Annotated in this window: 27 protein-coding genes; 12 read left to right on the top strand and 15 right to left on the bottom strand. The window is 62.9% G+C overall.

Annotated elements, in window-relative coordinates:
• The first annotated feature begins 26 nt into the window (after positions 1–26).
• Entirely contained in the window at positions 27–1,073 is a 1,047-nt protein-coding gene (locus tag ABVN19_RS07560; protein WP_028942029.1) for a class I SAM-dependent methyltransferase, read from the top strand.
• Between the two features lie 4 nt (positions 1,074–1,077).
• Here ABVN19_RS07560 and ABVN19_RS07555 read toward each other — a convergent pair whose 3' ends face one another.
• From ABVN19_RS07555 to ABVN19_RS07530, 6 genes are all read right to left on the bottom strand, one after another.
• Complete coding sequence (locus ABVN19_RS07555; protein ID WP_028942028.1) at positions 1,078–1,266, bottom strand: hypothetical protein; 189 nt, start codon at positions 1,264–1,266, stop codon at positions 1,078–1,080.
• 148 nt (positions 1,267–1,414) lie between these two features.
• Positions 1,415–2,170, bottom strand: a complete 756-nt coding sequence (locus tag ABVN19_RS07550) for an ABC transporter permease (RefSeq protein ID WP_028942027.1) — start codon at positions 2,168–2,170, stop codon at positions 1,415–1,417.
• Positions 2,170–3,369 (bottom strand): ABC transporter substrate-binding protein, encoded by a 1,200-nt coding sequence (locus tag ABVN19_RS07545; RefSeq protein WP_028942026.1) that lies wholly within the window; start codon positions 3,367–3,369, stop codon positions 2,170–2,172. The genes ABVN19_RS07550 and ABVN19_RS07545 overlap by 1 nt, the downstream gene beginning before the upstream one ends.
• The gene (locus ABVN19_RS07540; protein ID WP_028942025.1) at positions 3,335–4,180 is read right to left on the bottom strand and encodes an ABC transporter ATP-binding protein; all 846 of its coding nucleotides are present in this window, start codon (positions 4,178–4,180) and stop codon (positions 3,335–3,337) included. The genes ABVN19_RS07545 and ABVN19_RS07540 overlap by 35 nt, the downstream gene beginning before the upstream one ends.
• Positions 4,177–5,238: an acyl-CoA/acyl-ACP dehydrogenase gene (locus ABVN19_RS07535; RefSeq protein WP_105642681.1), complete on the bottom strand. Its 1,062-nt coding sequence runs from the start codon at positions 5,236–5,238 to the stop codon at positions 4,177–4,179. The genes ABVN19_RS07540 and ABVN19_RS07535 overlap by 4 nt, the downstream gene beginning before the upstream one ends.
• Before the next feature lie 50 nt (positions 5,239–5,288).
• Positions 5,289–5,846, bottom strand: a complete 558-nt coding sequence (locus ABVN19_RS07530; protein WP_028942023.1) for a carboxymuconolactone decarboxylase family protein — start codon at positions 5,844–5,846, stop codon at positions 5,289–5,291.
• A gap of 105 nt (positions 5,847–5,951) precedes the next feature.
• Here ABVN19_RS07530 and ABVN19_RS07525 point away from each other — a divergent pair, with 105 nt between their 5' ends.
• On the top strand, positions 5,952–6,863 hold the full coding sequence (locus ABVN19_RS07525; protein WP_028942022.1) for an AraC family transcriptional regulator: 912 nt from the start codon (positions 5,952–5,954) through the stop codon (positions 6,861–6,863).
• 140 nt (positions 6,864–7,003) lie between these two features.
• On the top strand, positions 7,004–8,629 hold the full coding sequence (locus ABVN19_RS07520; protein WP_105642680.1) for a methyl-accepting chemotaxis protein: 1,626 nt from the start codon (positions 7,004–7,006) through the stop codon (positions 8,627–8,629).
• Between the two features lie 42 nt (positions 8,630–8,671).
• Here ABVN19_RS07520 and ABVN19_RS07515 read toward each other — a convergent pair whose 3' ends face one another.
• From ABVN19_RS07515 to ABVN19_RS07505, 3 genes are all read right to left on the bottom strand, one after another.
• Positions 8,672–9,025 carry a DUF1428 domain-containing protein gene (locus ABVN19_RS07515; protein WP_028942020.1) on the bottom strand — a complete coding sequence of 118 codons (354 nt, stop codon included), beginning with the start codon at positions 9,023–9,025 and terminating at the stop codon, positions 8,672–8,674.
• Between the two features lie 359 nt (positions 9,026–9,384).
• On the bottom strand, positions 9,385–9,858 hold the full coding sequence (locus ABVN19_RS07510) for a GNAT family N-acetyltransferase (protein WP_105642679.1): 474 nt from the start codon (positions 9,856–9,858) through the stop codon (positions 9,385–9,387).
• 114 nt (positions 9,859–9,972) lie between these two features.
• The gene (locus ABVN19_RS07505) at positions 9,973–11,532 is read right to left on the bottom strand and encodes a winged helix-turn-helix domain-containing protein (protein ID WP_105642678.1); all 1,560 of its coding nucleotides are present in this window, start codon (positions 11,530–11,532) and stop codon (positions 9,973–9,975) included.
• 239 nt (positions 11,533–11,771) lie between these two features.
• Here ABVN19_RS07505 and ABVN19_RS07500 point away from each other — a divergent pair, with 239 nt between their 5' ends.
• The 6 genes from ABVN19_RS07500 to ABVN19_RS07475 all read left to right on the top strand — a co-directional run bounded on the left by ABVN19_RS07500 (position 11,772) and on the right by ABVN19_RS07475 (position 16,750).
• Positions 11,772–12,527, top strand: a complete 756-nt coding sequence (locus ABVN19_RS07500) for an SDR family oxidoreductase (RefSeq protein ID WP_105642677.1) — start codon at positions 11,772–11,774, stop codon at positions 12,525–12,527.
• A gap of 34 nt (positions 12,528–12,561) precedes the next feature.
• A complete protein-coding gene (locus ABVN19_RS07495) occupies positions 12,562–12,975 on the top strand; it encodes a cupin domain-containing protein (protein WP_105642676.1) in 414 nt (137 codons plus the stop codon).
• Positions 12,976–13,047: 72 nt separating this feature from the next.
• Positions 13,048–14,136 (top strand): HlyD family secretion protein, encoded by a 1,089-nt coding sequence (locus ABVN19_RS07490; protein WP_105642675.1) that lies wholly within the window; start codon positions 13,048–13,050, stop codon positions 14,134–14,136.
• Between the two features lie 26 nt (positions 14,137–14,162).
• Positions 14,163–15,677 carry an MFS transporter gene (locus ABVN19_RS07485; RefSeq protein WP_105642698.1) on the top strand — a complete coding sequence of 505 codons (1,515 nt, stop codon included), beginning with the start codon at positions 14,163–14,165 and terminating at the stop codon, positions 15,675–15,677.
• A gap of 77 nt (positions 15,678–15,754) precedes the next feature.
• Positions 15,755–16,309 (top strand): nucleotidyltransferase family protein, encoded by a 555-nt coding sequence (locus ABVN19_RS07480; protein WP_105642674.1) that lies wholly within the window; start codon positions 15,755–15,757, stop codon positions 16,307–16,309.
• A 75-nt stretch (positions 16,310–16,384) separates the two neighbouring features.
• Positions 16,385–16,750, top strand: coding sequence for a VOC family protein (locus tag ABVN19_RS07475; protein WP_028942012.1), 366 nt, complete (start codon positions 16,385–16,387; stop codon positions 16,748–16,750).
• Here ABVN19_RS07475 and ABVN19_RS07470 read toward each other — a convergent pair.
• Entirely contained in the window at positions 16,708–17,523 is an 816-nt protein-coding gene (locus tag ABVN19_RS07470; protein WP_051270408.1) for an alpha/beta hydrolase, read from the bottom strand. The genes ABVN19_RS07475 and ABVN19_RS07470 overlap by 43 nt on opposite strands.
• 258 nt (positions 17,524–17,781) lie before the next feature.
• Here ABVN19_RS07470 and ABVN19_RS07465 point away from each other — a divergent pair, with 258 nt between their 5' ends.
• Positions 17,782–19,458 carry an MFS transporter gene (locus ABVN19_RS07465; protein ID WP_028942011.1) on the top strand — a complete coding sequence of 559 codons (1,677 nt, stop codon included), beginning with the start codon at positions 17,782–17,784 and terminating at the stop codon, positions 19,456–19,458.
• Between the two features lie 95 nt (positions 19,459–19,553).
• On the opposite strand, the gene ABVN19_RS07460 is transcribed toward ABVN19_RS07465, so the two are convergent.
• The 5 genes from ABVN19_RS07460 to ABVN19_RS07440 all read right to left on the bottom strand — a co-directional run bounded on the left by ABVN19_RS07460 (position 19,554) and on the right by ABVN19_RS07440 (position 24,229).
• Positions 19,554–20,714 carry a hypothetical protein gene (locus ABVN19_RS07460; protein WP_028942010.1) on the bottom strand — a complete coding sequence of 387 codons (1,161 nt, stop codon included), beginning with the start codon at positions 20,712–20,714 and terminating at the stop codon, positions 19,554–19,556.
• A gap of 112 nt (positions 20,715–20,826) precedes the next feature.
• Positions 20,827–22,035 (bottom strand): sodium/glutamate symporter, encoded by a 1,209-nt coding sequence (gene gltS / locus ABVN19_RS07455; RefSeq protein ID WP_028942009.1) that lies wholly within the window; start codon positions 22,033–22,035, stop codon positions 20,827–20,829.
• Positions 22,036–22,082: 47 nt separating this feature from the next.
• Positions 22,083–23,021 carry a formimidoylglutamase gene (gene hutG, locus ABVN19_RS07450; RefSeq protein ID WP_105642673.1) on the bottom strand — a complete coding sequence of 313 codons (939 nt, stop codon included), beginning with the start codon at positions 23,019–23,021 and terminating at the stop codon, positions 22,083–22,085.
• A 19-nt stretch (positions 23,022–23,040) separates the two neighbouring features.
• Positions 23,041–23,766: an IclR family transcriptional regulator gene (locus tag ABVN19_RS07445; protein WP_105642672.1), complete on the bottom strand. Its 726-nt coding sequence runs from the start codon at positions 23,764–23,766 to the stop codon at positions 23,041–23,043.
• A gap of 151 nt (positions 23,767–23,917) precedes the next feature.
• Complete coding sequence (locus ABVN19_RS07440) at positions 23,918–24,229, bottom strand: NIPSNAP family protein (RefSeq protein ID WP_028942006.1); 312 nt, start codon at positions 24,227–24,229, stop codon at positions 23,918–23,920.
• A 422-nt stretch (positions 24,230–24,651) separates the two neighbouring features.
• Here ABVN19_RS07440 and ABVN19_RS07435 point away from each other — a divergent pair, with 422 nt between their 5' ends.
• The gene (locus ABVN19_RS07435; RefSeq protein WP_256585936.1) at positions 24,652–24,993 is read left to right on the top strand and encodes a contractile injection system protein, VgrG/Pvc8 family; all 342 of its coding nucleotides are present in this window, start codon (positions 24,652–24,654) and stop codon (positions 24,991–24,993) included.
• A 32-nt stretch (positions 24,994–25,025) separates the two neighbouring features.
• Complete coding sequence (locus ABVN19_RS07430) at positions 25,026–25,202, top strand: hypothetical protein (RefSeq protein ID WP_158259248.1); 177 nt, start codon at positions 25,026–25,028, stop codon at positions 25,200–25,202.
• Positions 25,203–25,205: the final 3 nt, after the last annotated feature.

Raw genomic sequence — 25,205 nt, 5'->3', positions numbered from 1 at the left:
TTGGACTTCTTACAGGAGAACACGCAATGGACGAAGCCAAGCTCAATGACTTCATGGGTAAGCTGGTCAACGACATGGGCGCCGCCGCCCTGCTGGCCAACCTGATCCTCGGCGATGAACTGGGCCTGTACCGGGCCATGGCCGACAGTCAATTCATCACCCCCGACGAACTCGCGAAAAAGACCGGCTGCAATGCCCGGCTGCTGCGCGAATGGCTGAGCGCCCAGGCGGCGTCGGGTTACATGGAACACCGCGATGGCCGCTTTCGCCTGCCCGAAGAGCAGGCCATGGCCCTGGCCATCGAAGATTCGCCGGTGTATGTCGCCGGCGGCGCATCGGTCATTGCTGCCCTCTACCACGACAAGGACAAACTGGTAGCCGCCATGCGCGGCGATGGCGCCCTGCCGTGGGGCGATCACCACCCGTGCATGTTCAGCGGCACCGAGCGGTTCTTTCGCCCCGGCTACCGTGCGCACCTGGTGGCTGAATGGTTGCCGACCCTGACAGGTGTGGTCGACAGACTCCAGGCCGGCGCCAAGGTCGCCGACATTGGCTGCGGCCACGGTGCCTCGACAGTGATCATGGCCCAGGCCTTCCCGGCGTCGCAGTTTCTGGGGTTCGACTACCACGCCCCGTCGATCACGGTGGCCAACCAGCGTGCCGCCGAAGGCGGGGTGGCCGCACGCGCGCAGTTCTTCCAGGCCAGTGCCAAGGACTTTCCCGGCGATGACTACGACCTGATCTGCTATTTCGACTGTCTGCATGACATGGGCGACCCGGTGGGTGCTGCGCGCCGTGCCTTCGAGGCGCTCAAGCCCGCTGGTACGGTGATGCTGGTCGAACCCTTTGCCAATGACAGCCTCGATGAGAACAGCACCCCGGTGGGCAGGTTGTTCTACGCAGCGTCGACCTTCATCTGCACCCCCAATTCACTGTCCCAGGAGGTGGGGCTGGGGCTGGGCGCCCAGGCAGGGGAAGCGCGGTTGCGGGCGGTGTTTCAGGAAGCGGGCTTCAGCCATTTCAGGCGGGCGACAGAAACCCCCTTCAACCTGATCCTCGAGGCGCGCAAATAACGCGTCAGTCCTCGGCTTCGGGGAAATTGCGACAACTCTTGCGCTCGGCCAGCTCCCTGTCACTGGGGCGCTGGTCGACGAACACGGCGTGGCCGTCCTTGTAGATTTCCAGGTAGCCCCAGTGCAGGTCCTGCTCGCGTTGGCCGGGCTTGGGTGGCTCGCGCCACCAGGGTTCTCGACTGATCGGCTCCATAGAGGTTGTCCAAGGCAAACATGACTTCACTATAGACCGCTGCACCACCGCAGCCAGCTACGCTGCCGATCGCAGCCTCGTACCTCGGCAGCGGCTATATGCCATTCCCTTCGCCGCTGCCGTCGGCCAGGTTCATCGAGGCGCACATTCAGGCATGCACCCAGCGCCGATGCAGCCCCCGCGCCAGCGCATCGAGCATGTACCCCAGCGCCCCAATCAACAGCACCATGGCCATCAATTCCGAGTAGGCCAGGCGGTCACGGGTATCGAGGATGAAGTAGCCCAGCCCGGCACTGACCCCGAGCATTTCGCACGGCACCAGTACAATCCACAAGATGCCGATCGCCAGGCGCACACCGGTCAGCACATGCCCCAGTACCCCCGGAATGATCACCTTGCACAAGGTCTCCCAACGCGTCGCACTCAAACTGCGGCTCAGCTGCAACCAGCGCGGGTCAAGCTGGCGCACCCCGGCTGCGGTATTGAGCAGAATCGGCCAGAGCGCCGCAAAGGCCAGCAGGAAGTAGATCGGCTGGTCACCCACGCCCATCAGCATGACCACTACTGGCATCCATGACAGCGGCGAGATCATGCGCAAGAACTGGAACGCTGGTGTGGTCGCCGCTTCCAGATGGCGGTAGCTCCCCACCAGCAACCCCAACGGCACGCCGATCAACAACGCCAGCCACAAGCCGATGAGGATGCGCTTGAGGCTCACCCACGCATGTTCGTACACCTCATGCTGGCCCAGCAGCTCGATCAGGCTGCTCAGGGTGGCCTGCGGCGAGAAGCGCGCCGACAGGCCATCGGCCTCACCGAACAGCTGCACACCCAGCCACCACACCAGCAACAAGCCGAGCAAGCCGGCGGCGCCCAGGGCGCCATGAACTGCGTGCTTGCCCATCAGATCGCAAACTCCTCGCTGCGCTCGAAACTGTCCGGCAAGCCGAACGCCTTGAGCCCGCCAACCGCCTCGATGCTGTTGCGCACAAAACGGTCATCGACCAGGTCGCGGGCAGTCTGCTGCGGGTCCAGCCCAGCCAGAAAGCCCTTGTCGCCCTCGATCAGGGTGTTCTGCAGACGGCGCACCAGTTCCTCGGTGTAGCTGGGGAACGGGTAAGGCTGGAAGTCGATGCGCTTCTCGTCCCACTGCGCATGCTGAATTGCACCGCTGGCGATATAGGCCGCACGGTCATCGGCAGACGGCGCCAGTACGTTGCTGAGCACCTGCGGTGTATGCGGGGTGTAGCGATTGGGGCCGGCCTTGGACAGCAACGCCGCCGCCTCGGCGCGGTGATCGCGGGTCCATAGCTGGGCCTTGACGATGGCGTTGACCACCTTTTGCGACCACTGCGGGCGATTGTTCAAGTCATGTTCGTGCATGAACACCACGCAACAGGCATGGTTGCGCCAGATGTCCCCGGTAAAGCGCTGTACCCGGCCCACCTTCAAGTCTTCTGCCAATGCATTGAAAGGCTCTGCGACGATGTAGCCGGCAATGCGCTTGCTGGCCAATGCGGGCGGCATGTCGGACGGTGGCAGTACCAGCAGGTTCACTTCATTGGCCGCAATCTGCGCCGTCGCAGGCTTGGACACCGGCTGCAGGCCATGGTCGCGGAACAACTGCTGCACCACCACGTTGTGGATCGAGTACCAGAACGGAATCGCCACGGTCTGCCCGCCCAGCTGCTTGACCTCGGCAATGCCCGGCGCCACGGTCAGGCCCGAGCCGCCCACATGGTTCCAGGCCACCACCTTGGCCGGCACCTTGCTGCCATAGCGCGCCCACACCGTCATGGGCGAGAGCAGGTGAATGACGTTGACCTGGCCGGAAATGAACGCCTCGATCACCTGGGCCCAGCTTCGCAGCAGCACCGGACGCTCGGCCTTGATGCCTTCGGCTTCGAACAGGCCATTGTTGTGCGCCACCAGCAACGGCGTGGCGTCGGTAATCGGCAAGTAGCCGATACGCACCGGCGCATCGGGATCGCTTGCGGCTCGCGCCTGCAGGCTGCTCAGCAGCGGCATGGCGCCACCGGCGGTCAGCAAGGCGCTGAGTTTGATGAAATCACGACGAGTGTGGGTGAAGTCGTCCAGGCACATGGGCAGTCTCCGACGGCAGCGGCAAAGGTTCAGGTGTGGGTTCGGTGCGGCTGGCCCGCCGAAGGGTTTTGAGAATGTCGATACGTAGCGCGCCCAACTCCTCGACCCGCTGCTCGCGAGGCTGCGGCAGGTCGATGTGCCATTGGCCCAGGGTGCGCGCCGGGTGGTTGCCCAGTAGCAATACCCGGTCAGACAACAGCAGGGCTTCGTCGATATCGTGGGTAATCAGGATCGCCGCCGTGTTGTGCTGGGCGATCAATTGCAACAGCAGTTGCTGCATGTCGGCGCGGGTCACTTCATCCAGGGCACCGAACGGCTCATCGAGCAGCAGCACCTGGGGCTGGCGCGCCAGGCAGCGGGCCAGCGCGGTGCGCTGGGCCATGCCACCGGAGAGCTGTGCCGGGTACTGATCGCGTGCAGGCTGCAGGCCGACCGCCTCGATGGCGTGATCGATCCGGGCACGGCGCTCGCTGGCGGCAATTCTGGGCTGACGGGCAAAGTCCAGGCCGAAGGCGACGTTCTTCTCAAGGCTGAGCCAGGGCAACAGGCTCGGGTCCTGGAAGGCCACCGCCAGCCGTGGGTGTGGGCCCTGCAGTGGCTCACCGAGCAGGCTGACGCTACCCGCGCGCGCCTGCTGCAACCCGGCCAGCACCCGCAGCAGGCTCGATTTGCCGACTCCGCTGGGGCCGAGGATGGTAATCACCTCCCCCGGCGCCAACTGCAGGTCAAAATCTTCCAGCACGCTCTGCCAGCCTTGGTCTCGCGGGTAGCCGAGGCTGACTCCGCGCGCTTCGAGTAACACCTGGGTCATGCTGCCGACGCCTGGCGCTGCAGTTCGGCACGCAGCTGTACCAGGCTCGGGGTGACAATCGGCACAAACGCCGACTCACGCCAGCGCCGGGCAAAGCCTGCTCCGAAGGCGGTGAGGTAAGCCTTGCCGCCGCTGGCCTGCAGTTCCAGTTGCACAGCGTCGGCCGCAGTTTCGGCCAACAGGATGCGCAGCTTGAACAAGGCCGCCGGCTGCGCCAGGAAACGGCCATCGAGCACACCTTGCTTGAGCTCGCGAACGGTGTTTTCCAGACGCTCGTTCAGCACGTTCAAGGTTTCGGCCAGGAACGAACGCGCGCCTTGCAAGTGCGCCTCGACTTCACTCAAGGAGCGCCGCGACAACCCGATCGCCATGCCGCACTGCAAGCCAAGGAACGCCGGACGCACTGCCGGCAGGAATTGCTTGGCGTTCTCGTGCAGCAACCAGTCACGGCTGACAGCCACCTTGTCGAAACCGAGCGCTGCCGTATTGCTGGACTGCAGCCCCATCAGTTGAAGATCGTCGGAGCGCGTCAGGCCCGCCGCGTTGTCGGGGATGGCCAGCACAAAGGGTGATGCGCCCTCCTCGTCGATGGCGGCTGCCACCACAAAGCCGCCCTTGCGCAGGTTGGTCACCCAGTACAGACGACCGTCCAGGGTCCAGCCGGCAGCCTGGGGGCTGGCCTTGACTTGCAGCGCCTCGATGCCGGAAAGGAATTTCATTGCGTTGGACAGGCCCGTGGCCCCGGCCAGCTCACCGCTGAGCAAGGACGGCAACAAGCGTTCGCGCAATCCTACATTGGGGCTTTGCAGCAGGTATTCGATAAAGGCGCGCTGGCCCCAGAACACAAAGGCCGCCGCCAGCGAGTGGCTGGCTACCTGGGCCACGGCTTCGATAGCATCGGCAACCGTGCCACCGCTGCCGCCCAGGGTCGGGTCGATGCCAGCGCGCAACACCTGGGCCGACGCCAGTTGACCCAGCACGGCCTGCGGGTCGCACTGACCCTGGTCGAGCGCTTCGGCCTGGGCATCGAGCCACCGAGCGAATGCGGGATCGAGCATGGGTTTACTCCTTTAAAAATGCGCCAGTAAACACTGGCGCCATCGATTCGTTATACCGAAGGCTGCCAGCGGTACTTGCTCAGCTCGTCATTGAGCGGGGTTTGGGCGAACACATTAGCAAAGTTGCACAACGTCGCGAGGCTCACGCCCAAAATCACTTCAAGTGCATGACCTTCGCTGTAGCCGGCTTCGCGGAAGGCGGTGTAACCCACATCGCTGACATCGCCACGGGTAGCGATCACCTCACGGGTGAACGCCGCCAGGGCTTCGAGCTTTTCCTGTGGCAGCTCGCCGCGAGCACGCAGGGCGTCGACCACGTCTTGCGGCAACTTGGCCTTGTTCAGGGCAACGGCAGTGTGGCCGGCCACGCAGAAGTCGCAGCCGTGGTTGGTGGCAGCGATCAGTTGCACCACTTCACGCTCGGCCAGGCTCAGCTCGGCCTTGCCATTGAGGGCCGAGACGGTGACGTAGGTTTCCAGTGCGGCCGGGGCGTTGGCCAGCACGCCCAGTAGGTTGGGGATGAAACCCGAGTTTTTGTGGGCGCTTTCCAGGAAAGGACGGGCAGCTTCCGGGGCGGTTTGCAGTGTGTGTAGAGTGACGCGCGACATGGAGTGGACTCCTGCATACTAGGGTGTGCTACCAGTCTGTTGGTTATAAGAAATACCTTCCATATTCTAGAGTCGCTATTACTTGCTTCTGAGTCTTTCCATTAGATGATTTCATCCAGCCCACTTGTCGATTGGTTATTAGAAAGCCTTGAGCTAGACGCCACGCTGTTCCATGTAGGGCGTTACTGCGGGGGCTGGCACGCCAGCACCCAGGGCCTGGCGCGGGCCAGTTTTCATTTGATCGTGCAGGGCCATTGCTGGCTGCACATCGACGACCAACCCGAGGCCATTGCCCTTGAAGCCGGTGATGCGGTGTTCCTGCTGCGCGACCTGCCTTATCGGTTGTCGGGTACGGCTGACGGCGAACGTGCCCGTGAGCAACCGCGCATGGCCATGCTGCCCCTGGACACCGGCGCCAACGACGGCGTGGGCCTGGTGTGCGGGTTCTTTCATTTTCACCCGGGGCTGTCGTCGCTGATTATCGAGGGCCTGGCTGACTGGATCATCCTGCGCGCCGGCGACCCTGCCCTGAGCGCCGCCACCGCCCTTTTCGAGTTGATCCTTGCCGAGTGCCAGCGCCAGCCGTCGCCCTCCTCGGCGTTGCTTGAGCGCTTGAGCCACCTGTTGTTTCTCTACGTGCTGCGCCAGCACGTGCAAGGCGACGCTGGCATGAATGGTCTGGTGGCCCTGGCCCGTCACCCGCAATTCGCGCCTCTGGTCGAACAACTGATCGCCCACCCCGAGCACCCCTGGCCACTGGAAAGCATGGCGGCTTGCACGGGGCTTTCACGTTCGGCCTTCTTCAAGCGCTTCACCGAACTGGCCGGAGAGTCCCCGGGGCAAGTGCTGCTGGCCCTGCGCATGCGTCATGCCTGCCAATTGCTCAAGGCCCACAATACCGTCGAGCAGGTGTGCGCCGCCGTCGGCTACCAGTCCATCGCCGCCTTCACCCGCGCCTTCAGCAAGGCCGTCGGCGTGCAGCCAGGTGCCTACCGGCGACAGCACGAGGGACGCTGAAGCAGTCACCGTGCGGTAATCGAACACAAGCGTCTTTCAGCCCTCAAGTTTGCCAGCAGCAGCTCCGATAGCAGACCACACAGCCCCGACTGCCCGGCACCGGGTGGCGCTGATAACAACTACAAAGGAGTACTGCCTGCATGTTCGCCGACTTGAAAATCCGCACTGGCATGTTCTGGGTGCTGGCGCTGTTCACCCTCACCTTGCTGTTCTCGACCCTCAGCGCCTGGCGCGCGGCAGTGGGCAGCGACCAGCAGATCACCGAACTGGACCAGACCGCGCACCAGGCGGACCGGCTGAACAACGCGCTGCTGATGGCGATCCGCGCCAGTGCCAACGTGTCTTCGGGCTTTATCGAGCAGAGCGGTGGCCACACTGAGAGCGCCAACAAGCGCATGGCAATGTCCGAACAGTTGATCGCCAACAGCCGTGGGCTGTTTGCCGAGCTGGTCGCCACTGCCCAGGAGCCTGCGTTTAGCGCCCTGGCCCTTGACCTTCAACGTACCTTCGATGAATACGCCCAGGCAGTGGCCGGCCAGCGCGAAGCGATGCGCATGAACGACCTGCAGCGCTACTTCAGCGTCAACACCAACGCCGGCAATGCCATGGCCCGCCTGCAGGCCTTGCGTCAGCAACTGGTGGCGGCCCTGAGCGAGCGCAGCCAGCAGATCATGCTTGAGTCCGACCGCCGCCTGCAGGCCGCCAAGGTGCTGAGCGTGGCCCTGGTGGTGCTCACGCTGTTTCTGGCCGCACTGTGCTGGGCTTTTGTCGCCCGCCGTGTGTTGCGTCCGCTGCTCGACGCCAGCGGGCATTTCCAGCGTTTCGCCCAGGATGACTTGAGCGTGACCGTGCAGGTCACCACCCGCGATGAAATCGGCCAGCTGTTCGCCAACCTTGCCCACATGCAAAAAAGCCAGCGCGTCACCCTGGCCCAGTTCACCGCCTACGCGGCGCAAGTGGCGCAGGCCGCGCAGGTGCTGGACAACATCACTGAACAGAGTACCCACAGCCTGCGCCAGCAGGACCAGGAGCTGGAACAGGCCGCCACCGCCGTTACCGAAATGACCACTGCCGTGGAGGAAGTAGCGCGCAATGCGGTGTCCACTTCGCAGGCAGCCAACGCCTCGAACCAGCTTGCCGAACAGAGCCGCCAGCAGGTCGGCGAAAACCTCGACGGCACCCGTGCGATGGCCGGCGAAGTGCAGATCAGCAGTGAGCGCCTGCAACAACTGGCCGGGCAGATTCGTGACATCGGCCAGGTACTGGAAGTGATCCGCGCGGTGTCGGAACAAACCAACCTGCTGGCCCTCAACGCCGCCATTGAGGCCGCCCGCGCCGGTGAGGCCGGGCGAGGCTTTGCCGTGGTGGCCGACGAAGTACGGACCCTCGCCTACCGCACCCAGCAATCGACCCAGGAAATCGAGCAGATGATCGCCGGGGTCAAGCAAGGTACCGAAGCAGCGGTGGCATCGATGCAGGCCAGTACCCAGCGTGCTCAATCGACACTGGGCATTACCCAGGCTTCAGGCCACGTGCTGGAAGGCATCTATAGCGCCATTGGCGAAATCAACGAGCGCAACCTGGTGATTGCCAGCGCGGCGCAAGAGCAGGCGCAGGTGGCGAGGGAGGTGGACCGCAACCTGTTGAACATCCGTGAGCTGTCGAGCCGCTCGGCGTTGGGCGCGCAACAGACGCGGGAGGCCAGCCAGGGATTGTCGCGACTGGCTGAGGAATTGACCGGATTGGTGGGGCGGTTCCGGGTGTGACCGTGATTGCGGGGCAAGGTAGAACTTGCCCCGCGATGGGGCTCAAACATCCACCAGGACCTCGAACCCACCAAAAATCATCCGCTGCCCATCGAATGGCATGGGGTTCTTGTCCGGTTGCAGCCGCGCATCGTCCATCACCTGCTTGAACCCGGCATCCCGCTTCTCGCGGGAAGGCCAGAGAATCCAGGAAAACACCACCGTTTCATCCGGCCTGCATTTCACCGCCATCGGGAACGAGGTGACCTTGCCGTCCGGCACATCGTCGCCCCAGCATTCGATGACCTTCAGGGCACCGGCTTCCTTGAACACGACGGCTGCTTTTTCGGCGTGCTGCTTGAATTGCTCGCGGTTGGCGGTGGGCACTGCAATGACAAAACCTTCGACGTAAGCCATGGTGATTACTCCTGCATTGGGGGTGTCTGCGAAGTAGTCGATCGGCTGACAAGGGAATCGACAACGCCCGCTGATCATCGACAAACGGCTGCAGGAGCAACTGCCTGGCACAGGCTCTGTGGGAGAATCCATGGTTCATGGCAAGGTCTCAAACAGCCTCTTGATCGGAAAGCTGCATCGGCCCTGTCGTTGGCAAGCCAGCGCCCACAGGTTCGGCGTCGCCCTGAGATACACCACACTTGCGGTACATACGAATCCTGTGGGAGCGGGACTTGCCCGCGATCGGCCGCGCAGCGGCCGTGTTCCAGGCAACTGCAGATTCGCGGGATGTTTTGGCCGCTCGCGGGGCAAGCCCGCTCCTACAGGTTCAATGCCTTGGCCATTTCCGCCGTCGGCTTCCACCCCAGCCCTTCATACACCGGCCTGCCCGCCTCGGTCGCATGCAGTACGGCGAAGTTGATACCTCGCTGGGTAAATTCTGCCTGCGCCAGTTGCATCAGTGCGGTGGCCAGGCCCCGGCGTCGGTAAGCAGGTTCGATAAACACGTTGAGCACATAGCCACGCTCACCTTGGGTCGGGTGGAAGGGATGAGGTGGCCAGTCGAGGGACATCAGGCCAATCGCCGCCACGGGTTGATCGGCGTCCAAGAAGGCAAAGCCGTAGTAGCGGCCATCGACCAGGCGTGGTTCAAGCCAGGCCCGGAAGTGTTCGGTCATCAGGCGCAATTGTGCAGGGTCACCGCTCGCTTCGAGGAACATTGCTTCGCGATGCGCGCAGATCATCTCAAGGTCGGTCGGCACCAGCCGACGGGGGGTCAATCCGGAAACGCTCATGGCCAGCACCTGGGGGGAGCGTTTGATGCTAGGCCGGGGCTATCCAGTCGGGTAGATACAGATCAAACGCAAACTCGGCATACAGGCTGAGTGCGGCGATGGATATTCCTCGCCCTACTCCGGCAACCCCGCCAGCCGAAGCCCTTCGGCAAACCGTGCAAGGTCTTCTGGGCGCTGGATCGGCAGCCACTCCCTCAACGTCGACACGCGCAGCGTGGGATCCAGCTGCTGCAGGCGCCCGGCGGCCTGCTGCGCCTTGTCCATCCGCCCGCTGAGCGCATAGCTGGCGGCCACCAGGGCAACCGGTGCCAAGAGGTTGGGCAGGTTGCCCAGGGCCTTTTCCGCCCAACTGCCGGCGGCATCGAAGTGCCCGGCGAAGAACTGCGCCAGCGCCATGCCGATCTGCATTCTGAACATTTCCGGGTCCAGCGGGCTCAAGCGTACCGCATGGGTGAGGTCGGCGATGGCGGCATCGGTTTCACCCCGGAATGCACGTAATATCCCGCCCAGGTACCAGGCCGGCGCCAGGTTGGGATTGAGCAGCCGGGCTCGGTCCAGCAAGGCAATGCCGCCATCGACATCACCGGCCAGGTGGGCCAGTGCATGACCGCCGCGGGTCAAGGCTACCGCATCGTCGCGGCCAAGGGTCACGGCCAGGCGCGCCAGGCGTGCTCCTTCGGCAATTTCCACCGCTCGGTTGTCCATCCAGCCATTCAATTTTCGCCAGAAGTGGCACCAGGCGGCCATGCCGTAGGCCGAGGCGTATTCAGGGTCCAGTTCGACGGCTTTGTAAAACAGCAGCAATGCCTGGTCAATGGCCTCGCGCGTGCCGTTGTGCAGTTTGGCAACGCCTTGCAGATAGTAGTCATAGGCGTCCAGGCTGTCGGTGGGCTTGCGCTTGGCCCGTTCGATCTCCGCCCGCTCAAGCTGCGGGGCAATGGCACCCACCACATTTTCGGTGACCTGGTCCTGCAACTCGAAGATGTCATCGAGCAGGCCTTCGAAACGCTCGGCCCACAGGTGAGTACCGGTGCTTGCATCAATCAGTTGGCCAGTGATGCGCACCTTGTTGCCGGCTTTGCGCACGCTGCCTTCGAGTACGTAGCGCACGCCCAGCTCCTGGCCGACGGCATGTGCATCCACCGCTCGGCCCTTGTAGGTAAAGCTGGTATTGCGAGCAATGACGAACAGCCAGCGCAGCCGCGACAGGGCGGCGATGATGTCTTCCACCACGCCATCGGCGAAATAGTCCTGCTGCGCATCGCCGCTGAGGTTATGAAACGGCAGCACGGTAATGGACGGTTTGTCGGGCAGCGCCAGTGCCACGGCCGGTGCAGTGGGCTCAAGGCTCACTGGCTCACCTTCCTCGCGCTTGATCTGGCCGACAAAGCGGTAGCCCTTGCGCGCCACCGTGCGCACCAGGCGTTGTTCCTCGCCGGTATCGCCGATGGCCTTGCGCACTGCATTGATGTGGCTGGTGATGGTTGATTCGGAGACGATCCGCTCGTCCCACACCGCCTTGAGCAACTCATCCTTGCTCATCACTCGCTCGCCGTTACTGACCAGCTGCAGCAGCAGGTCGAACACCTGTGGCCCGACGGCCACGACCTGACCGCGCAGGGTCAGCTCCCGGCGCTGCTGGTCGAGCACGTAGTCTTCAAACACGAATTGCAAAGTACGGATCCTTTGGTCGAGTGCTCTCGACTCCGTGTCCGAGCGGGCTGGTGGCTGCTTTCGATCATACGGCAGCCTGCCGGTCGCTGCACCGTCACGCAAGACGGCCGGCGAAATTGGACAGAAATCCAAGCACACTCGAAGGCAAACCCAAGGCGGGCACAAGGACTTCCCTCCTCTACCGGCGCACGCTCTGTACATCGACAGCAACGGTTGCCGTCGGCAAGCGGAGAAACACCATGAAGATCGTCGTTATCGGAGGCACCGGCCTCATCGGCTCAAAACTTGTGAACACCCTTCGTCAGCGCGGCCATGAGGCGCTCGCCGCCTCCCCCAATACCGGCGTGAACAGCATCACCCGTGAAGGACTGGCCGAGGCCATGGATGGCGCCGACATTGTCGTCGACGTCGCCAACGCCCCTGCCTGGGACGACCAGGCGGTGCTGGAGTTTTTCCAGACCTCGACCCGCAACCTGTTGGCAGCCGAAGCCGCTGCGGGTGTACGCCATCACGTGACGCTGTCGATTGTCAGCTGCGAACGGCAACCCGAGAACGGCTACTTTCGCGCCAAGGTTGCCCAGGAAAACCTCATCAAGGCCTCCGGCATGCCGTACAGCATCCTGCGGGCCACGCAGTTCTTCGAGTTTGTCGGCGGCATCGCCCAGTCAGCCACGGTGGGCGAAGAGGTCCACCTGTCGCCCGCGCTGATCCAGCCGCTGGCATCGGACGATGTTGTCGCGGCGCTGGCCGATGTCACCCTGGCCACACCACTCAACGGCACGGCAGAAGTCGCCGGGCCCGAGGCCATGCCAATGGACGAGCTGGTGCGACGCTTTTTCCACGCCACCCAGGACACCCGCAAGGTGGTCGCTGATGTACACGCCCGCTACTTCGGATCCGAGCTCGACGATCAATCGCTGACCCCGGGCAGCCGCAATCCGCGCCTGGGTGCCATCCGTTTCGAGGACTGGCTCGCAGCCCAGGCCGGGCGCTGAGCCTTCCCTCATCTACTTGAACAGGAGCACTGCCATGTTTAGCCGAACTGTACTGGCCGCCGTCTTTGCGACCTTGACCCTCAGCACGGCCTGGGCCGCCGAACCGCAGCCGGGCAAGGTCACGGTGGTGTTCGACCGCGCCCTGCCCAATGTACCGGGCAAGAGCATGAAGGGTGTGCTGGTGGAATACGCCCCTGGTGGCGCCTCCCCGGCCCATCTGCATCCGAAGTCGGCCTTCATCTATGCCACGGTGCTTGAGGGCGCGGTGCGCAGCAAGGTCGGTGACGCGCCAGAAAACGTCTATGAGGCCGGCGAAAACTTCGTCGAAGAACCCGGCGCCTTCCATGCCGTCAGCGCCAACGCCAGCACCACCGAGCCTGCCCGCCTGCTGGCGGTATTCGTGCTCGACAGCAGCGAGAAGGAGCTGGTCAAGCCGGTCAAGCCCTGACCCCCACTCACTGCCCGACCCTCGGCAGCCCAGCGTTGCCGAGGGCGCTGGCCCTGCACAGGACACACCAACATGAACGCCCCGCAAACCAGTGTCGACAGCGCCCCACACGCCCAGGTGCCTGACCCGCCACGCCCGGGCAAGCGCAAGGCCGTCGGCCTGTTGTTGTGCGCCAGTGCCCTGGCAGTGATGGTGGGCGGTTGGGTGATGGCATTCGGCGGCGCCAGCATCTCGACCGACAACGCCTATGTGCGCGGCGACGTCACCTCGCTTGCCGCCAAGGTGGCCGGTTATGTCACAACGGTCGAGGTCAGGGACAACCAGGCGGTGCGGGCCGGCGAGGTGCTGTTTCGTATCGATGACAAGGACTACCGTGCGCACCTGGCACAGGCCGCGGCCAATGTCAGCGCAGCCCAGGCACGCTTGAGCCATATAGACGCCCAGACCCGCTTGCAGCATGCCCTTATTCGCCAGGCACAGGCGCAGCACCGCTCGGCCGCCGCCGACATGAACCTGGCCAACAAGACCCATGACCGCAGCCGCAAACTGATCGTCAGCCACGCGGTCAGCCAGGCCCTGGTCGACGAAACGGGCGCAGCACGCTCCAAGGCAGTGGCCAGCGTGTCGGCGACCTCCGCGTCCGTGGACGCTCAGCAGCAGACCATTGCCGTACTGGTGGCCCAGCGCGAAGCCGCCGTGGCTGCGGTGATGCAGGCTCAAGCCGCACTGGACCTGGCCCGGATCGACCTGGACAGCACCGTGGTGCGGGCACCGATAGGCGGCATTGTCGGTAACCGCCAGGTACGGGTGGGCCGCTACGTGACAACCGGCGTTGCCTTGCTCGACATCGTGCCGGTCGACGATGTGTGGGTGGTGGCCAATTTCAAGGAAACCCAGCTTGAACAGCTGCAGCCCGGCCTGCGTGTGCGCATCACGGTCGATGGCTTTCCTGATGACGTGCTTGAAGGGGTGGTCGACAGTTTTGCTCCGGGTAGCGGCTCGGCCTTCAGCCTGTTGCCTACCGACAACGCCACCGGCAACTTTGTCCGGGTGGTGCAGCGGGTGCCGGTCAAGATCAGCCTGGCCAGCAACCCGCTGCCGGGGCGTATCGTGCCGGGACTGTCGGCGCGGGTCGAGGTAGCCCTTGGGGGTGGATCGTGAGCCGGGTAGCCGCTGCCCTGCTCCTGATGGGCATCGTCCTCGCCGCGCTCACTGAAGCAATCGCCAGCACCGTACTGGCTTTGGGACGCAGCGACATCATCGGCGATACCTACGCAACGCCCGATGAGTTCGCCTGGCTGGACATTGCTTACACCGCATTCAAGTTGATCGGTTTCATGACGGCACCCTGGTGGTTCAAGTGTTTCTACCCCCGGCACGTAATCCTGGCCGCAACCCTGATCATGGGCTTGGCGTGCGCTGGCGCCGCCCTTACCGCGCAACTGGAGCTGCTGGTGCTGCTGCGAGCGGTGCAGGGCTTTGCCGGCGCAACCGTGCTGGTCGGGGGGCAGGCCATCCTCTTTCGCACCTATGCCCGTGCCTACCAGCCCGTGCTTCAAGCCGTGTTTGCCATGGGCGCTGTGGTCGCCCCCGCTACCCTCGCGCCAGCCCTGCAAGGGTGGTTACTCGACAGCCAATCCTGGGCTTGGATCTTCTTCTGTGTAGTGCCCCTTGCCTTGATGGCGGCGGGACTACTCCTGTTCGTTGACGCGCCTGTGCCCCGCCGTCACCGCGCCCGGCATTTTGACTGGACAGGGTTTGTCCTGATGTCTTGCGGCCTGCTCTGTTTTACTTACGTACTCAGCCAGGGCAGCCGCTGGGACTGGTTTGAAGCGCCGCGGATCCTGTGGCTGACAATGCTCGGGACAAGTGCCTTGCTGGCGTTTGTCGGCCAGCAACTGCAGGCCGATGGCGAGCGTCTGCTGGATTTCACCCTGTTCAAGTCGAGTGATTTTGCGTTCGCCTTCATTGTCAGCTTTGTTGCCGGTGCAGCCCTGTTTGGCAGCGCGTACCTGATCCCGGCGTTCGCCCTGTCGGTGCTCGGGTTCACCCCAACAGACGCCGGCCTGTTGCTGTTGCCCAGCGGTGCGGTGTTTTGCGCCGGGCTGCTGGTGTCGGCCTACCTGTTTCAAGCGCGCCGAATCGCGCCATTTGTCACCGTGCCCTTCGGCATCCTGATGCTCATGCTGGCGATGTGGATGTTGTCGGGTTCTACCAGCGAAAACGGCAGTGACGACATGATGGCGGCCCTATTGTTGCGCGGCCTGGGGCTGGGCTTCCTGTTCCTGTCGATCACCTTGATTGCCTTCAGTCACCTCGGCAACCGCACCCTGGCCGCTGGCATCGGCCTGTTCAATACCGGGCGGCAGCTGGGAGGTTTGATGGGCGTTGCAGGATTGCAGACCCTGATCGATCACAACCTGGTCAACAATGCCGTGGTACTGGGGACGCACCTCATGCCAGGATCACCGGCCCTGTTCGAACGACTGTCGACCACCACGGCCTTGCTTGCCAGCAAGGGCCTGGATGCAGAGGCGGCAGGTCGGGCGGCGACTAATCTGTTGGGGCGGGTGGTGTCGGGACAGTCGATGGTGATTGCCTTCGATACGGCGTTTGTCGCGGTTGTCCTGCTGTTTGCCGTCGCGGCGCCTGTGCTGGTGGGGATCAAGATCGGGCTGGGGAAGTATGCCAATGGGTATTGATTGCAAATCATGCCTGCGCCTGCCCGGCACTTTGCGCTAATGTCGATCGCCAGAACTTCCCCAGCACAGGAATGCCCATGACATTGACTGCCGAACAACTGGTCAGCATTGCGATGACCAACCCGGTCAACGTTGCCGTCACCTCGCGCCTGCCCTCCCTGGGTCTGAGCCAGTGCCTGCTCACCGCGGGCTGCCTGTTCCAGGCAGTGTGGAACCGGCAAGCACAGCAGCCGGCCGGCTGGGGGATCAAGGACTATGACGTCTTTTACTTCGACCCGGACCTGTCGTGGGAAGCCGAGGATGAGGTGATCCAGCGCGCCGGGCCTATGTTCCAGGACTTGGGCGTGAACATCGAGGTACGCAATCAGGCACGCGTACACCTGTGGTATGGCGAGCGCTTTGGCCGGTCTTATCCGCAGCTGCAGTCGGCCAGGGACGGAGTTGACCGCTACCTGATTGCCGGGACTTGCATTGCACTGGACCCGGACACAGGCGAAGTCTATGCCCCTTATGGCCTGGAGGATGTGTCGCACGGATGGTTGCGGATCAACCCCAGGAACCCGCAACCGGACCTGTTCGCGCAAAAGGCCAGGAGCTACCAATCCCGCTGGCCCTGGCTGCAGCTTGTGTAGGCGCGGGCTTGCCCCGCGATGCGGTATAACCGTCGGATCGAGCCCCGCTACTACATCACGCGCAAGGAGGCACCCATGAGTGCACAGGGAAAAGACCGTCAGATCGACAATATCGAATTCAATGTCAGCGACATCGCCCGCAGCAAAGCCTTCTACGGCAGTGCGTTCGGCTGGAGTTTCGTTGACTACGGCCCGACTTACACCGAGTTCAGCGACGGTCGACTTTCCGGCGGGCTCACCACTGGCGAGCCCGTGCGACCGGGCGGTCCGCTGGTAATCCTCTACGCCGATGACCTGGAGCAGACCCAGCTAAGGCTAAAGGCCGCCGGCGCCACCATCAGCCGCGAGACGTTCGCGTTCCCGGGCGGGCAACGCTTTCACTTCATCGATCCGGATGGCTATGAGCTAGCGGTCTGGTCGGCAGCCGGGACTACCGGCTGATTCGTCGGCCACTCCTGCAAAAACGCCCCGATCATCGGCACCAACCACTCGGTCCGGGCTGTCACCTGCAGGTGATCGGTGCCTGGCAGCACCACCAACTGCGCCTGCGGCAGCAGCCTGAACAGCTCCACCGCATGCTCTGGCCGTACCACATCCGAATCTCCCACCACGATCAGGGTCGGCGCGGTGATACCGCCAATCACTTCTGGGGCAATGTCCTGGAACTCGCGCATCCGTCGCACCGCCTTGTCGTGCATCAGTTGCAGGTGCCCAGGCTCTGGTGCCACCGCCAGGTAAGCCTGCTGCAACGCCTCGGGCATGGTCTGGAGGCTGGCGGAATCGATCAGTTCCCATAGCCAGGTGTAGGCGCCAGCGCGGCTGACCAACGCCGAAGCCAGCATCAGCTTGCGCACTCTCCGGGGGTGCCTGATCGCCACCAGGGCGGCAATGGTGCCGCCATTGCTGAAGCCAAACAGGTCTGCCTGCCCGATACCCAGATGGGCCAACAGTCCCGCCGTATCATCAGCTGACTGCACGAAGCTGAAGGCCCGCTCAACGATGTCGGCGGTATGGCCGTAGCCCTGCTGTTCAAAGGCGATGACCTGGCGCTCGGCCGCCAGCGCCGGGAGGAGCTGGGCGAAGGAGGTCTCGATGGTGTCGCCACCGCCATGCAGCAGTATCAACGGTGGTTGGTCAGCCTGGTGCTCGCCGTGAATCTCGTAATAGAGGTGCAAGCCGTTTACGGGGGCGTAACCCGATTGTGGGGTGGTCATGATCGAGTGCTCGGGCTGGAGGGATGTATCTGGTCGAACGGGTGGAAGGGAAATCGACAAATCCAGCGCAGGGCAATCCCGCGATCTACCGCCTGTGAGCAGTCGACACACCCGAGTGGATATCTACGCAAACCTGATTATGCTTCAGCATGTGTTCAATATTTGCGCAATCGGTAGTCCAAGACATCAGCCCCAGGGCCTGGGTGCGGCAATATCGATGAGGTGCTCCGGCCTACAAGAACAAGACGGAGAACACTAATGGCGGCAATCGACAACACAACCTCAGGCAGCGCACCCAAACGCGGGATCACCCGGGAGGAGCGCAAGGTCATTTTTGCCTCCTCCCTGGGGACCGTATTCGAGTGGTATGACTTCTACCTCTACGGCTCCCTCGCCGCGATCATCGCCAAACACTTTTTCGCCGGTGTCAACGAAACCACCTCTTTCATCTTTGCCCTGTTGGCTTTTGCCGCGGGCTTTGCCGTACGCCCATTCGGTGCCATAGTGTTCGGCCGCCTGGGCGACATGATCGGGCGCAAGTACACCTTCCTGATCACCATTGTGATCATGGGCGTGTCCACCGCGATTGTCGGTCTGCTACCCAGCTACGCCACCATTGGCGTGGCGGCGCCGATCATCCTGATCACCCTGCGGCTGCTGCAGGGCCTGGCGCTGGGTGGCGAGTACGGCGGGGCGGCGACTTATGTGGCCGAGCATGCGCCACAAGGCAAGCGTGGCTACTTCACTTCGTGGATTCAGACCACCGCGACCCTGGGGCTGTTTCTGTCACTGCTGGTGATCCTGGCGTGCCGGACAATCCTCGGCACCGAAGCCTTCGAGGCCTGGGGCTGGCGGATCCCGTTCCTGCTGTCGATCCTGCTGCTGATCGTATCGGTGTACATCCGCCTGCAACTGAGCGAGTCGCCGGTGTTCCAGAAGATGAAGGCCGAAGGCAAGGCCTCCAAGGCACCGTTGACCGAGTCCTTTGCCCGCTGGGACAACCTCAAGATAGTCATCATGGCCCTGCTTGGCGGCACTGCCGGCCAGGCGGTGGTCTGGTATACCGGCCAGTTCTACGCACTGTTCTTTCTGCTGCAGATGCTCAAGATCGACCCACAGACCGCCAACCTGCTGATAGCCGGCTCGCTGTTGATCGGCACGCCGTTCTTCATCCTGTTCGGTAGCCTGTCCGACCGTATCGGCCGCAAGGGCATCATCATGGCCGGCTGCGTCCTCGCCGCTCTCACCTACTTTCCGATCTTCCATGCGCTGACCCAGTACGGTAATCCGGATGTGTTCACCGCCCAGGAGAAGAACCCGGTCACGGTGATTGCCGATCCCAACCAGTGCTCGTTCCAATTCGACCCGGTAGGCAAGGCCAAATTCACCAGTTCCTGCGACTTGGCCAAGAGCGTGCTGGCCAAGCGGGCCATCCCTTACGAGAACCAGAAAGCAGAACCGGGCGCGGTGGCGCAGATCCGTATCGGCGAGAACGTGGTGCAGAGCTTCGAGGGGACCGGGATGCCGGCTGCCGACTTCAAGGCCCAGAACGATGCCTTCGCCGTAACCCTGGGCACTGCACTCAAAAATGCAGGCTACCCGGAGAAAGCCGACCCGGCCAAGACCAACTACCCGATGGTGCTGTTGCTGCTGACCATCCTGGTGATCTACGTGACCATGGTGTATGGCCCGATCGCCGCGTGGCTGGTCGAGCTGTTCCCGACCCGCATCCGCTACACCTCGATGTCTCTGCCCTACCACATCGGCAATGGCTGGTTCGGCGGTTTCCTGCCGACGGTGGCGTTTGCCATGGTGGCGGCCACCGGGGATATCTATTACGGGCTGTGGTACCCCATCGTCATCGCGGTAATGACGGCCATCCTCGGCACCTTCTTCCTGCCTGAAACCAAGGACCGCGAGATCAACCAGATCTGAAGCTATGGCCTTGTCGCCGGCCGAGCCCGCTCTTGCGAGAGCTGGCTTGCCCGGCGACAAGGCCAGTGCAGCCTGGCTATCTCGTGGTGTCTGAATTACGACCCGCCCTGAATGTGCATCAGGTGCAACAGGTGCTCGACGATTTTCCCTGACGATACATCCGATGCCGCGCCCGGCTTGCGGGCCTCGCGCGGGGTGATACCCCGGTAGTAGATGTCTTGCAGACGAGGCAGCGCTCCCGCTCGAGCGTACCTTGCGGTGGTACAGGGTGCAGTCCTTGAGAGCAGCAGGCACAGAATCACCTTCTCGCGCAGGCTCCCGCGCGGTCGCTTGTCACCGGCACGGGCCATGGCCTCGAACAGTTTGTGCATGTAACACGAGAGGTGGAACACATCATCCTCATCCAGGGCGTGCCCCCGGCTGATGGCAACGTCGACCTGGCAGCTGAAGCGTCTGTGCTTTTCAATTTCCCGTTGTGCCCGCCCAGGGTGCAGAAAGTTACCCGCAGCCTCGATGACGTCGGCCTGCACGCCGTGTACCACGAAATCGAATCGCTGCTGGCCATGGCCGTCGTCTTCGCCAGACCGGCTGTGGTACAGCTCGATGGGCGGCAGCGATTTGTCTGCCTTGTCCGTTATCTCCTGCAACTGCACATCGAGCGTGAAGCCCAATGCATCCAGGTGAGACAGCGCCTGGCCGATAATCTCGCCGATACGCCGGCGATAATCGCGGTTGAACTGCCCCTGCTGCTCGAAAATAGCCCCTTCGACTTCGTTGATGTCCCAGAGGATTTCGTGCAGGTGCGCACAGGTATCGAGGTACCAGTAACTGAGTTGTGCTGGCAGATCGCGTGACCATGCCTGCTCGGCTGCGGCTGCAGTTTTGGACTGCTCGTCTCGCAAAGCCTGCAGTTCGGCCTGCAGTTGCTCGATCTGCTGCTGGTAGCCCTTGACAGTGATTTGATGCTGCTTGTCCTGAGCCTTGAGGCTCTTGGCCAGGTCAGTGGTGGCAGTCAGGCTACTGAACTGGGTTTGCCCCGGGGTCGCCAGAAAACTGGCTACCGGCACGCGCGCGCCCTGCCCCAACACCTGGTCACACCACTTGGCAAAGGTCATGCCTTGCGCAGCCTTCACCGACACGACCGCCTTCAGCGCCCGGTCCAACTGAGCCTCTTGCAGCGCGGAGAAATCCGCCAGCACGCCATATTTGCTCAGCACACTCAGCTGCGCCATCCGGGCCTTTTTCTCTGCACTCAACGCCTGCTCTCCATGACCGCCCCAACGGCAGGCACTCGCCTGCCGTCCATTGGGCGAGAGCATGCCAGCAGGCAAGGCAAAGTGCCAGCAGTGGAGCAGTTGCCTTTAACGGTCAGCTGAAGGCGTTGATGAACCAGGTAATCAACGGCAAGGCCACAATGTCGATGAGCACCGCACCACACAGCGGCACGATGATGAAGGCCTTGTAGGAGAACACTTTGTAGTGATCACAGATCGCGCCCATGTTGGCCACCGCGTTCGGTGTGGCACCCAGACCATGCCCCATGTAGCCCGCGCACAGCACCGCCGCGTCGTAGTTGCCGCCAAACAGGCGGAACAGCACGAAAATGCACAGCAACACCATGATCACTACCTGCACCACCAGGATCATCAGCAACGGCAGGCCCAGTTGTTCCAGTTCCCAGAACTTGAGGCTCATCATCGCCATGGTCAGGAACATGCCCAGGCTGATGTCGCCCAGGGTACTGACGGCGTTGTCGGGAATCTCGATCACCCGGGCACGATCGTTGAGGTTGCGCAGGATGATGGCGACGAACATTGCCCCGACATACACCGGCAAGACGATGCCCAGGTGTTCCTTCAAGGCGTCGCCGATCCAGAAGCCCAGCACCATGATCACCAACATGCAGGTCAGCAGGCGCAGCAGCACCGGTGCATCGAGGGTGACACTCGGCGACTCGTTGGCTTTTTCCAGGGCTTGCAGCGAGTCGACTTTGTCGGCCTGTACCACCAGCTTCTTACGGTCGATCAGATAGCGCGCCACCGGGCTGCCCAGCAGGCCGCCGGCAACCATGCCGAAGGTGGCCGACGCCAGCGCCGCCGTGGTTGCCCCGACCGTACCAAGGTTTTCGGCGATCGGCCCGAACGCGGCGGCCGCACCAAAGCCCCCTTCCAGCGACACGGCACCGGCCATGATCCCCAGCAATGGGTCAATGCCCAACGCCTTGGCCATGCCGACGCCCACCAGGTTCTGCAACAGGGCCAGGCCCCAGCAGGCACCCAGGTAGATGAACAGGATCTTGCCACCCTGGCGCAGCAGGCCCAGGCTGCCACCGAGACCGACAGTGGTGAAAAATGCCACCATCAGCGGTGTTTGCATGGCGGTATCGAGTTTGATATCCAGTAGCTGCTGGTCACGCAGCAGCCATACCACCAGGGCGAAGCCAAAGCCGCCAATCACCGGCGCCGGTACACAGAGTTGGCGCAACCAATAGCTGTGCTTTTTCAGTTGTGAACCCATCGCCAGCAGCAGGAGCGCCAGGGCAACGGTCGTCAGTGCATCGAGTTGCAACGTCAGCATGGTTAAACACTCTTGTTTTTATACTTGGATTAGTGGGGTTGTTGGGCTCAGTCAACCAGGCTCGCCAGTAGCCGCGCGCCGATACGGGCGGTACGTTGATCCTGGTCCAGGCCTGGGTTGAGTTCGGCGACATCAGCCATGCGCAACTTGCCGCTGGCCTTGGCACGCCGGGCCAGGTGCTCGACCACCATCAGATCGACGCCGTGGGCCGAGGGTGCGCTGACGCCTGGGGCCTGGCTTGCCGGTAGCACATCCAGGCACAGCGTCATGTACAAGTGGTCGATGCCATTGAGGAATTCATCGACAACGGCCTCGATGGCCGCAATGTTCCAGGGCTGCATCTCGCGGTCCAGGCAATAGCGCACGTTCAAGCGCGCAGCCTGGTCGAACAGGGCCTGGGTATTGTTCAGCTCGCTCACCCCCAGGCAGCAGTAGTCGAAGGCCATCCCAGCTGCTTCGCAATACTCGGCAATCTGCCGGAAGGGCGTGCCGGAGCTGCCGTGCTCGGCATGACGCAGGTCGAAGTGGGCATCGAAGTTGAGAATGCCAATACGCGGCTGCGCTTGCTGGCTGCGCAAGTGCTGGGCCAGGCCAAGAAAGCTCGCATAGGCGATTTCGTGGCCGCCACCCAGGCCCAGGGGCAAGTGGCCCTGGTCGAGCAACTGGCTGACGCGCTTGGCATAGGCCTGCTGGGCGCCCTCAAGGTCAGTTCCCGTGCAGACAACGTCGCCGCTGTCATAGAGCGGACGCTGGCCACGCCAAGCCAGATTGGCCAATGCCTTGCGCAGTGCGGGTGGCCCCAGGCGTGCGCCACTGCGGCCCTGATTGCGGGTGACACCCTCGTCACAGGCCAGCCCGACCAGCGCCGTTCCGGGCGGCTGTGCGCGGCTGTAGGCCTGCACCCACTGGTGCCAGCGCAGTGCCGACGATCCCTCGCCAGCATCAATACGGCCCTGCCAGACAGGCATGGCAAGATTTGCAGTCATGCGGGTACTCCTGGTTGATTCAGTCCAGCCGCGCACCGACGCGCAGGGCGACCTCACGGGTCCAGCGGGTCAAGCGGTCGCTGTTGTGCTCGGCGCGAAACGCCGGCGCCATCAGGCTGATTGCGCCGTGCAGGCGGTCGCGGCTGTCGAGGACCGGGGCGCTGACACCCCAGATACCATCGTCGATTTCACCCAGGCTGACGGCGTAGCCCTGGGCACGAATGGGGATGAAGCTCTGGCGATAGACCTCATAGCCGTCGGCATCCACGCCAAGCGCCTGAAGAATCGCCTGGCAACGCTCGGGCTCCATATGCGCCAGCAGCACTCGCGCCGAGGCGCCGACCAGCAGTGGTTGGGCCAAGCCTTTCTGATAGCAGCAGCGCAGTGGCTGCACGCTGTCGATCAACTCGATACAAATGGCCTGGCCATTGCTGGGCACCATCAAGGCCACGCTCTCCTGGCTGAGCTCGGCCAGGCGCTTGAGCTCGGGCTTGGCAAGCGATACCAGCAGCGCTTCGCGATCGAACTTCTTCGCCAGCTGCAAACAGGCAGGCCCCGGCAGGTAACGGCCGTGGCCGTTGTCCTCGGCCAGCCCCCACCGCAACAACGTTTTCAGATGCCGATAGGTACTGCTCAGCGGTTGCTGCAGCTGCAGGCTCAACTCCTTGGCCGACACGGCTTCGTTGGCCTGGCCGAGGGCGACGAGAATCTGCAGCAGGCGATCAGTCGGGGTGGTGTAGTTCATGTGTGCTCCTTGCGAACATGGTGCACAGAGTTTTCCCAGAGGATGAAACTGGATTCCCAGTGAGTGGGAAATTACTTGATTAAAGCCGACGAGAGGCGCCTGGGCGCCCCTCAACGAAAGGCCGCCGACGAACGTCAGCGGCGGGCGGGGCTCATTTCTTGCCAAATACCGGCCGGAAGAACGAACGTTCATAGCTGAGGATGCACCGGGTGTCCTCTGCGTACTGGAACGCGGCGATGCATTCAGGGTCGTTCATCGAGTCCTGGCGGTAACGCTCGTACTCGGCGAGGCCTGGAAAGGTGAACATCGCCAAGGCAATGTTGTTGGCGCCTTCGCTGGGCAGGAAGTAGCCGTGGTGCTGACCGCCGAAGCGCTCTACCAACGGGATCCAGAGTGTGCCGTAGTGTTCGAACTCGGCCAGTTTGTAAGGGTCCAGGACGTAACGTAGATAGCAGGTGACCATAGCTGTGCTCCTGTTGGTTTCGGGTAATCGCAAACGCCTATCCTCGCAGGTGGCGCATAAAACAAAGAAGCGAAATTTCCCACGCCAACTTAGGACCTTCCGGGAACGACTTACCTCGACGCAGCCTATAAGGTTCATGCCCTTGCCCCCTACAGGACAAGGACTTCCCTGCCGCGCCAGTCAGACCTGCGCTTTACCTTCCAGCCCCTGGCCAGCGAGGCACAGTTCGAGGTCATCGACTTCGACCTCGAAGAAGGCCTGTCCCAACCCTTCAGGCTTGCCCTCACGCTCTCCAGCCATGACCCCGACATCGCGTTCGCCGGCCTGCTCGACAACCCCGCGCGCTTCACCCTCTGGCAGGGCGAGGCCTGGTCAGCCGCCTCACCGTCGGCACCAGCGGCTTTCGCCGCACCCGCTACCAGGTGCTGGTCGAGCCCACCCTGGCACGCCTGGCCTTGTGCTCCGACTGGCGCATTTTCCAGGCCCTGAGCGTGCCGCAGATCATCGACAAGGTGCTCGGCCAGCACCGCATCTTCGACCGCAAGCTCATCACCACCGCCACCTACTCGCCCCGTGAGTACTGCGTGCAGGCCGGCGAAACCGACCTGCAGATCCTGGCCCGCCTGGCGGCCGAAGAAGGCTTGCTCTCAAATGGGCCGCAGGATTTACCTGAGCCTCCCCCCCCCTCCAGCCTCGTCTGTCTCGCCGACAAACTACCTTTCGCCGATTTCATGAATGGCGGCACTCGTTTCGCAGCAGCTTGACCAGCACACGAGGCAAGTTGTGGGCCCCCATCATGGTTCCGCTTCGGTTGCTCTGGCTGATCTGGGATGTCTTTCCGGAATACCTGACCGAACTCATTCAGTACAACGTGCCCTACACCACCTTCCCCCGCGCTATCGACGAGCTCTGCGGCTTTGCGGAAAAGCGCAAGCCCGTCATTCGCGTCAACGGGAAGATTGTCGACCGGTAACCC

Source organism: Pseudomonas vranovensis, from assembly GCF_040438935.1.
Taxonomy (GTDB): domain Bacteria; phylum Pseudomonadota; class Gammaproteobacteria; order Pseudomonadales; family Pseudomonadaceae; genus Aquipseudomonas; species Aquipseudomonas vranovensis.
This window is presented reverse-complemented; position numbering and strand designations above follow the sequence as displayed.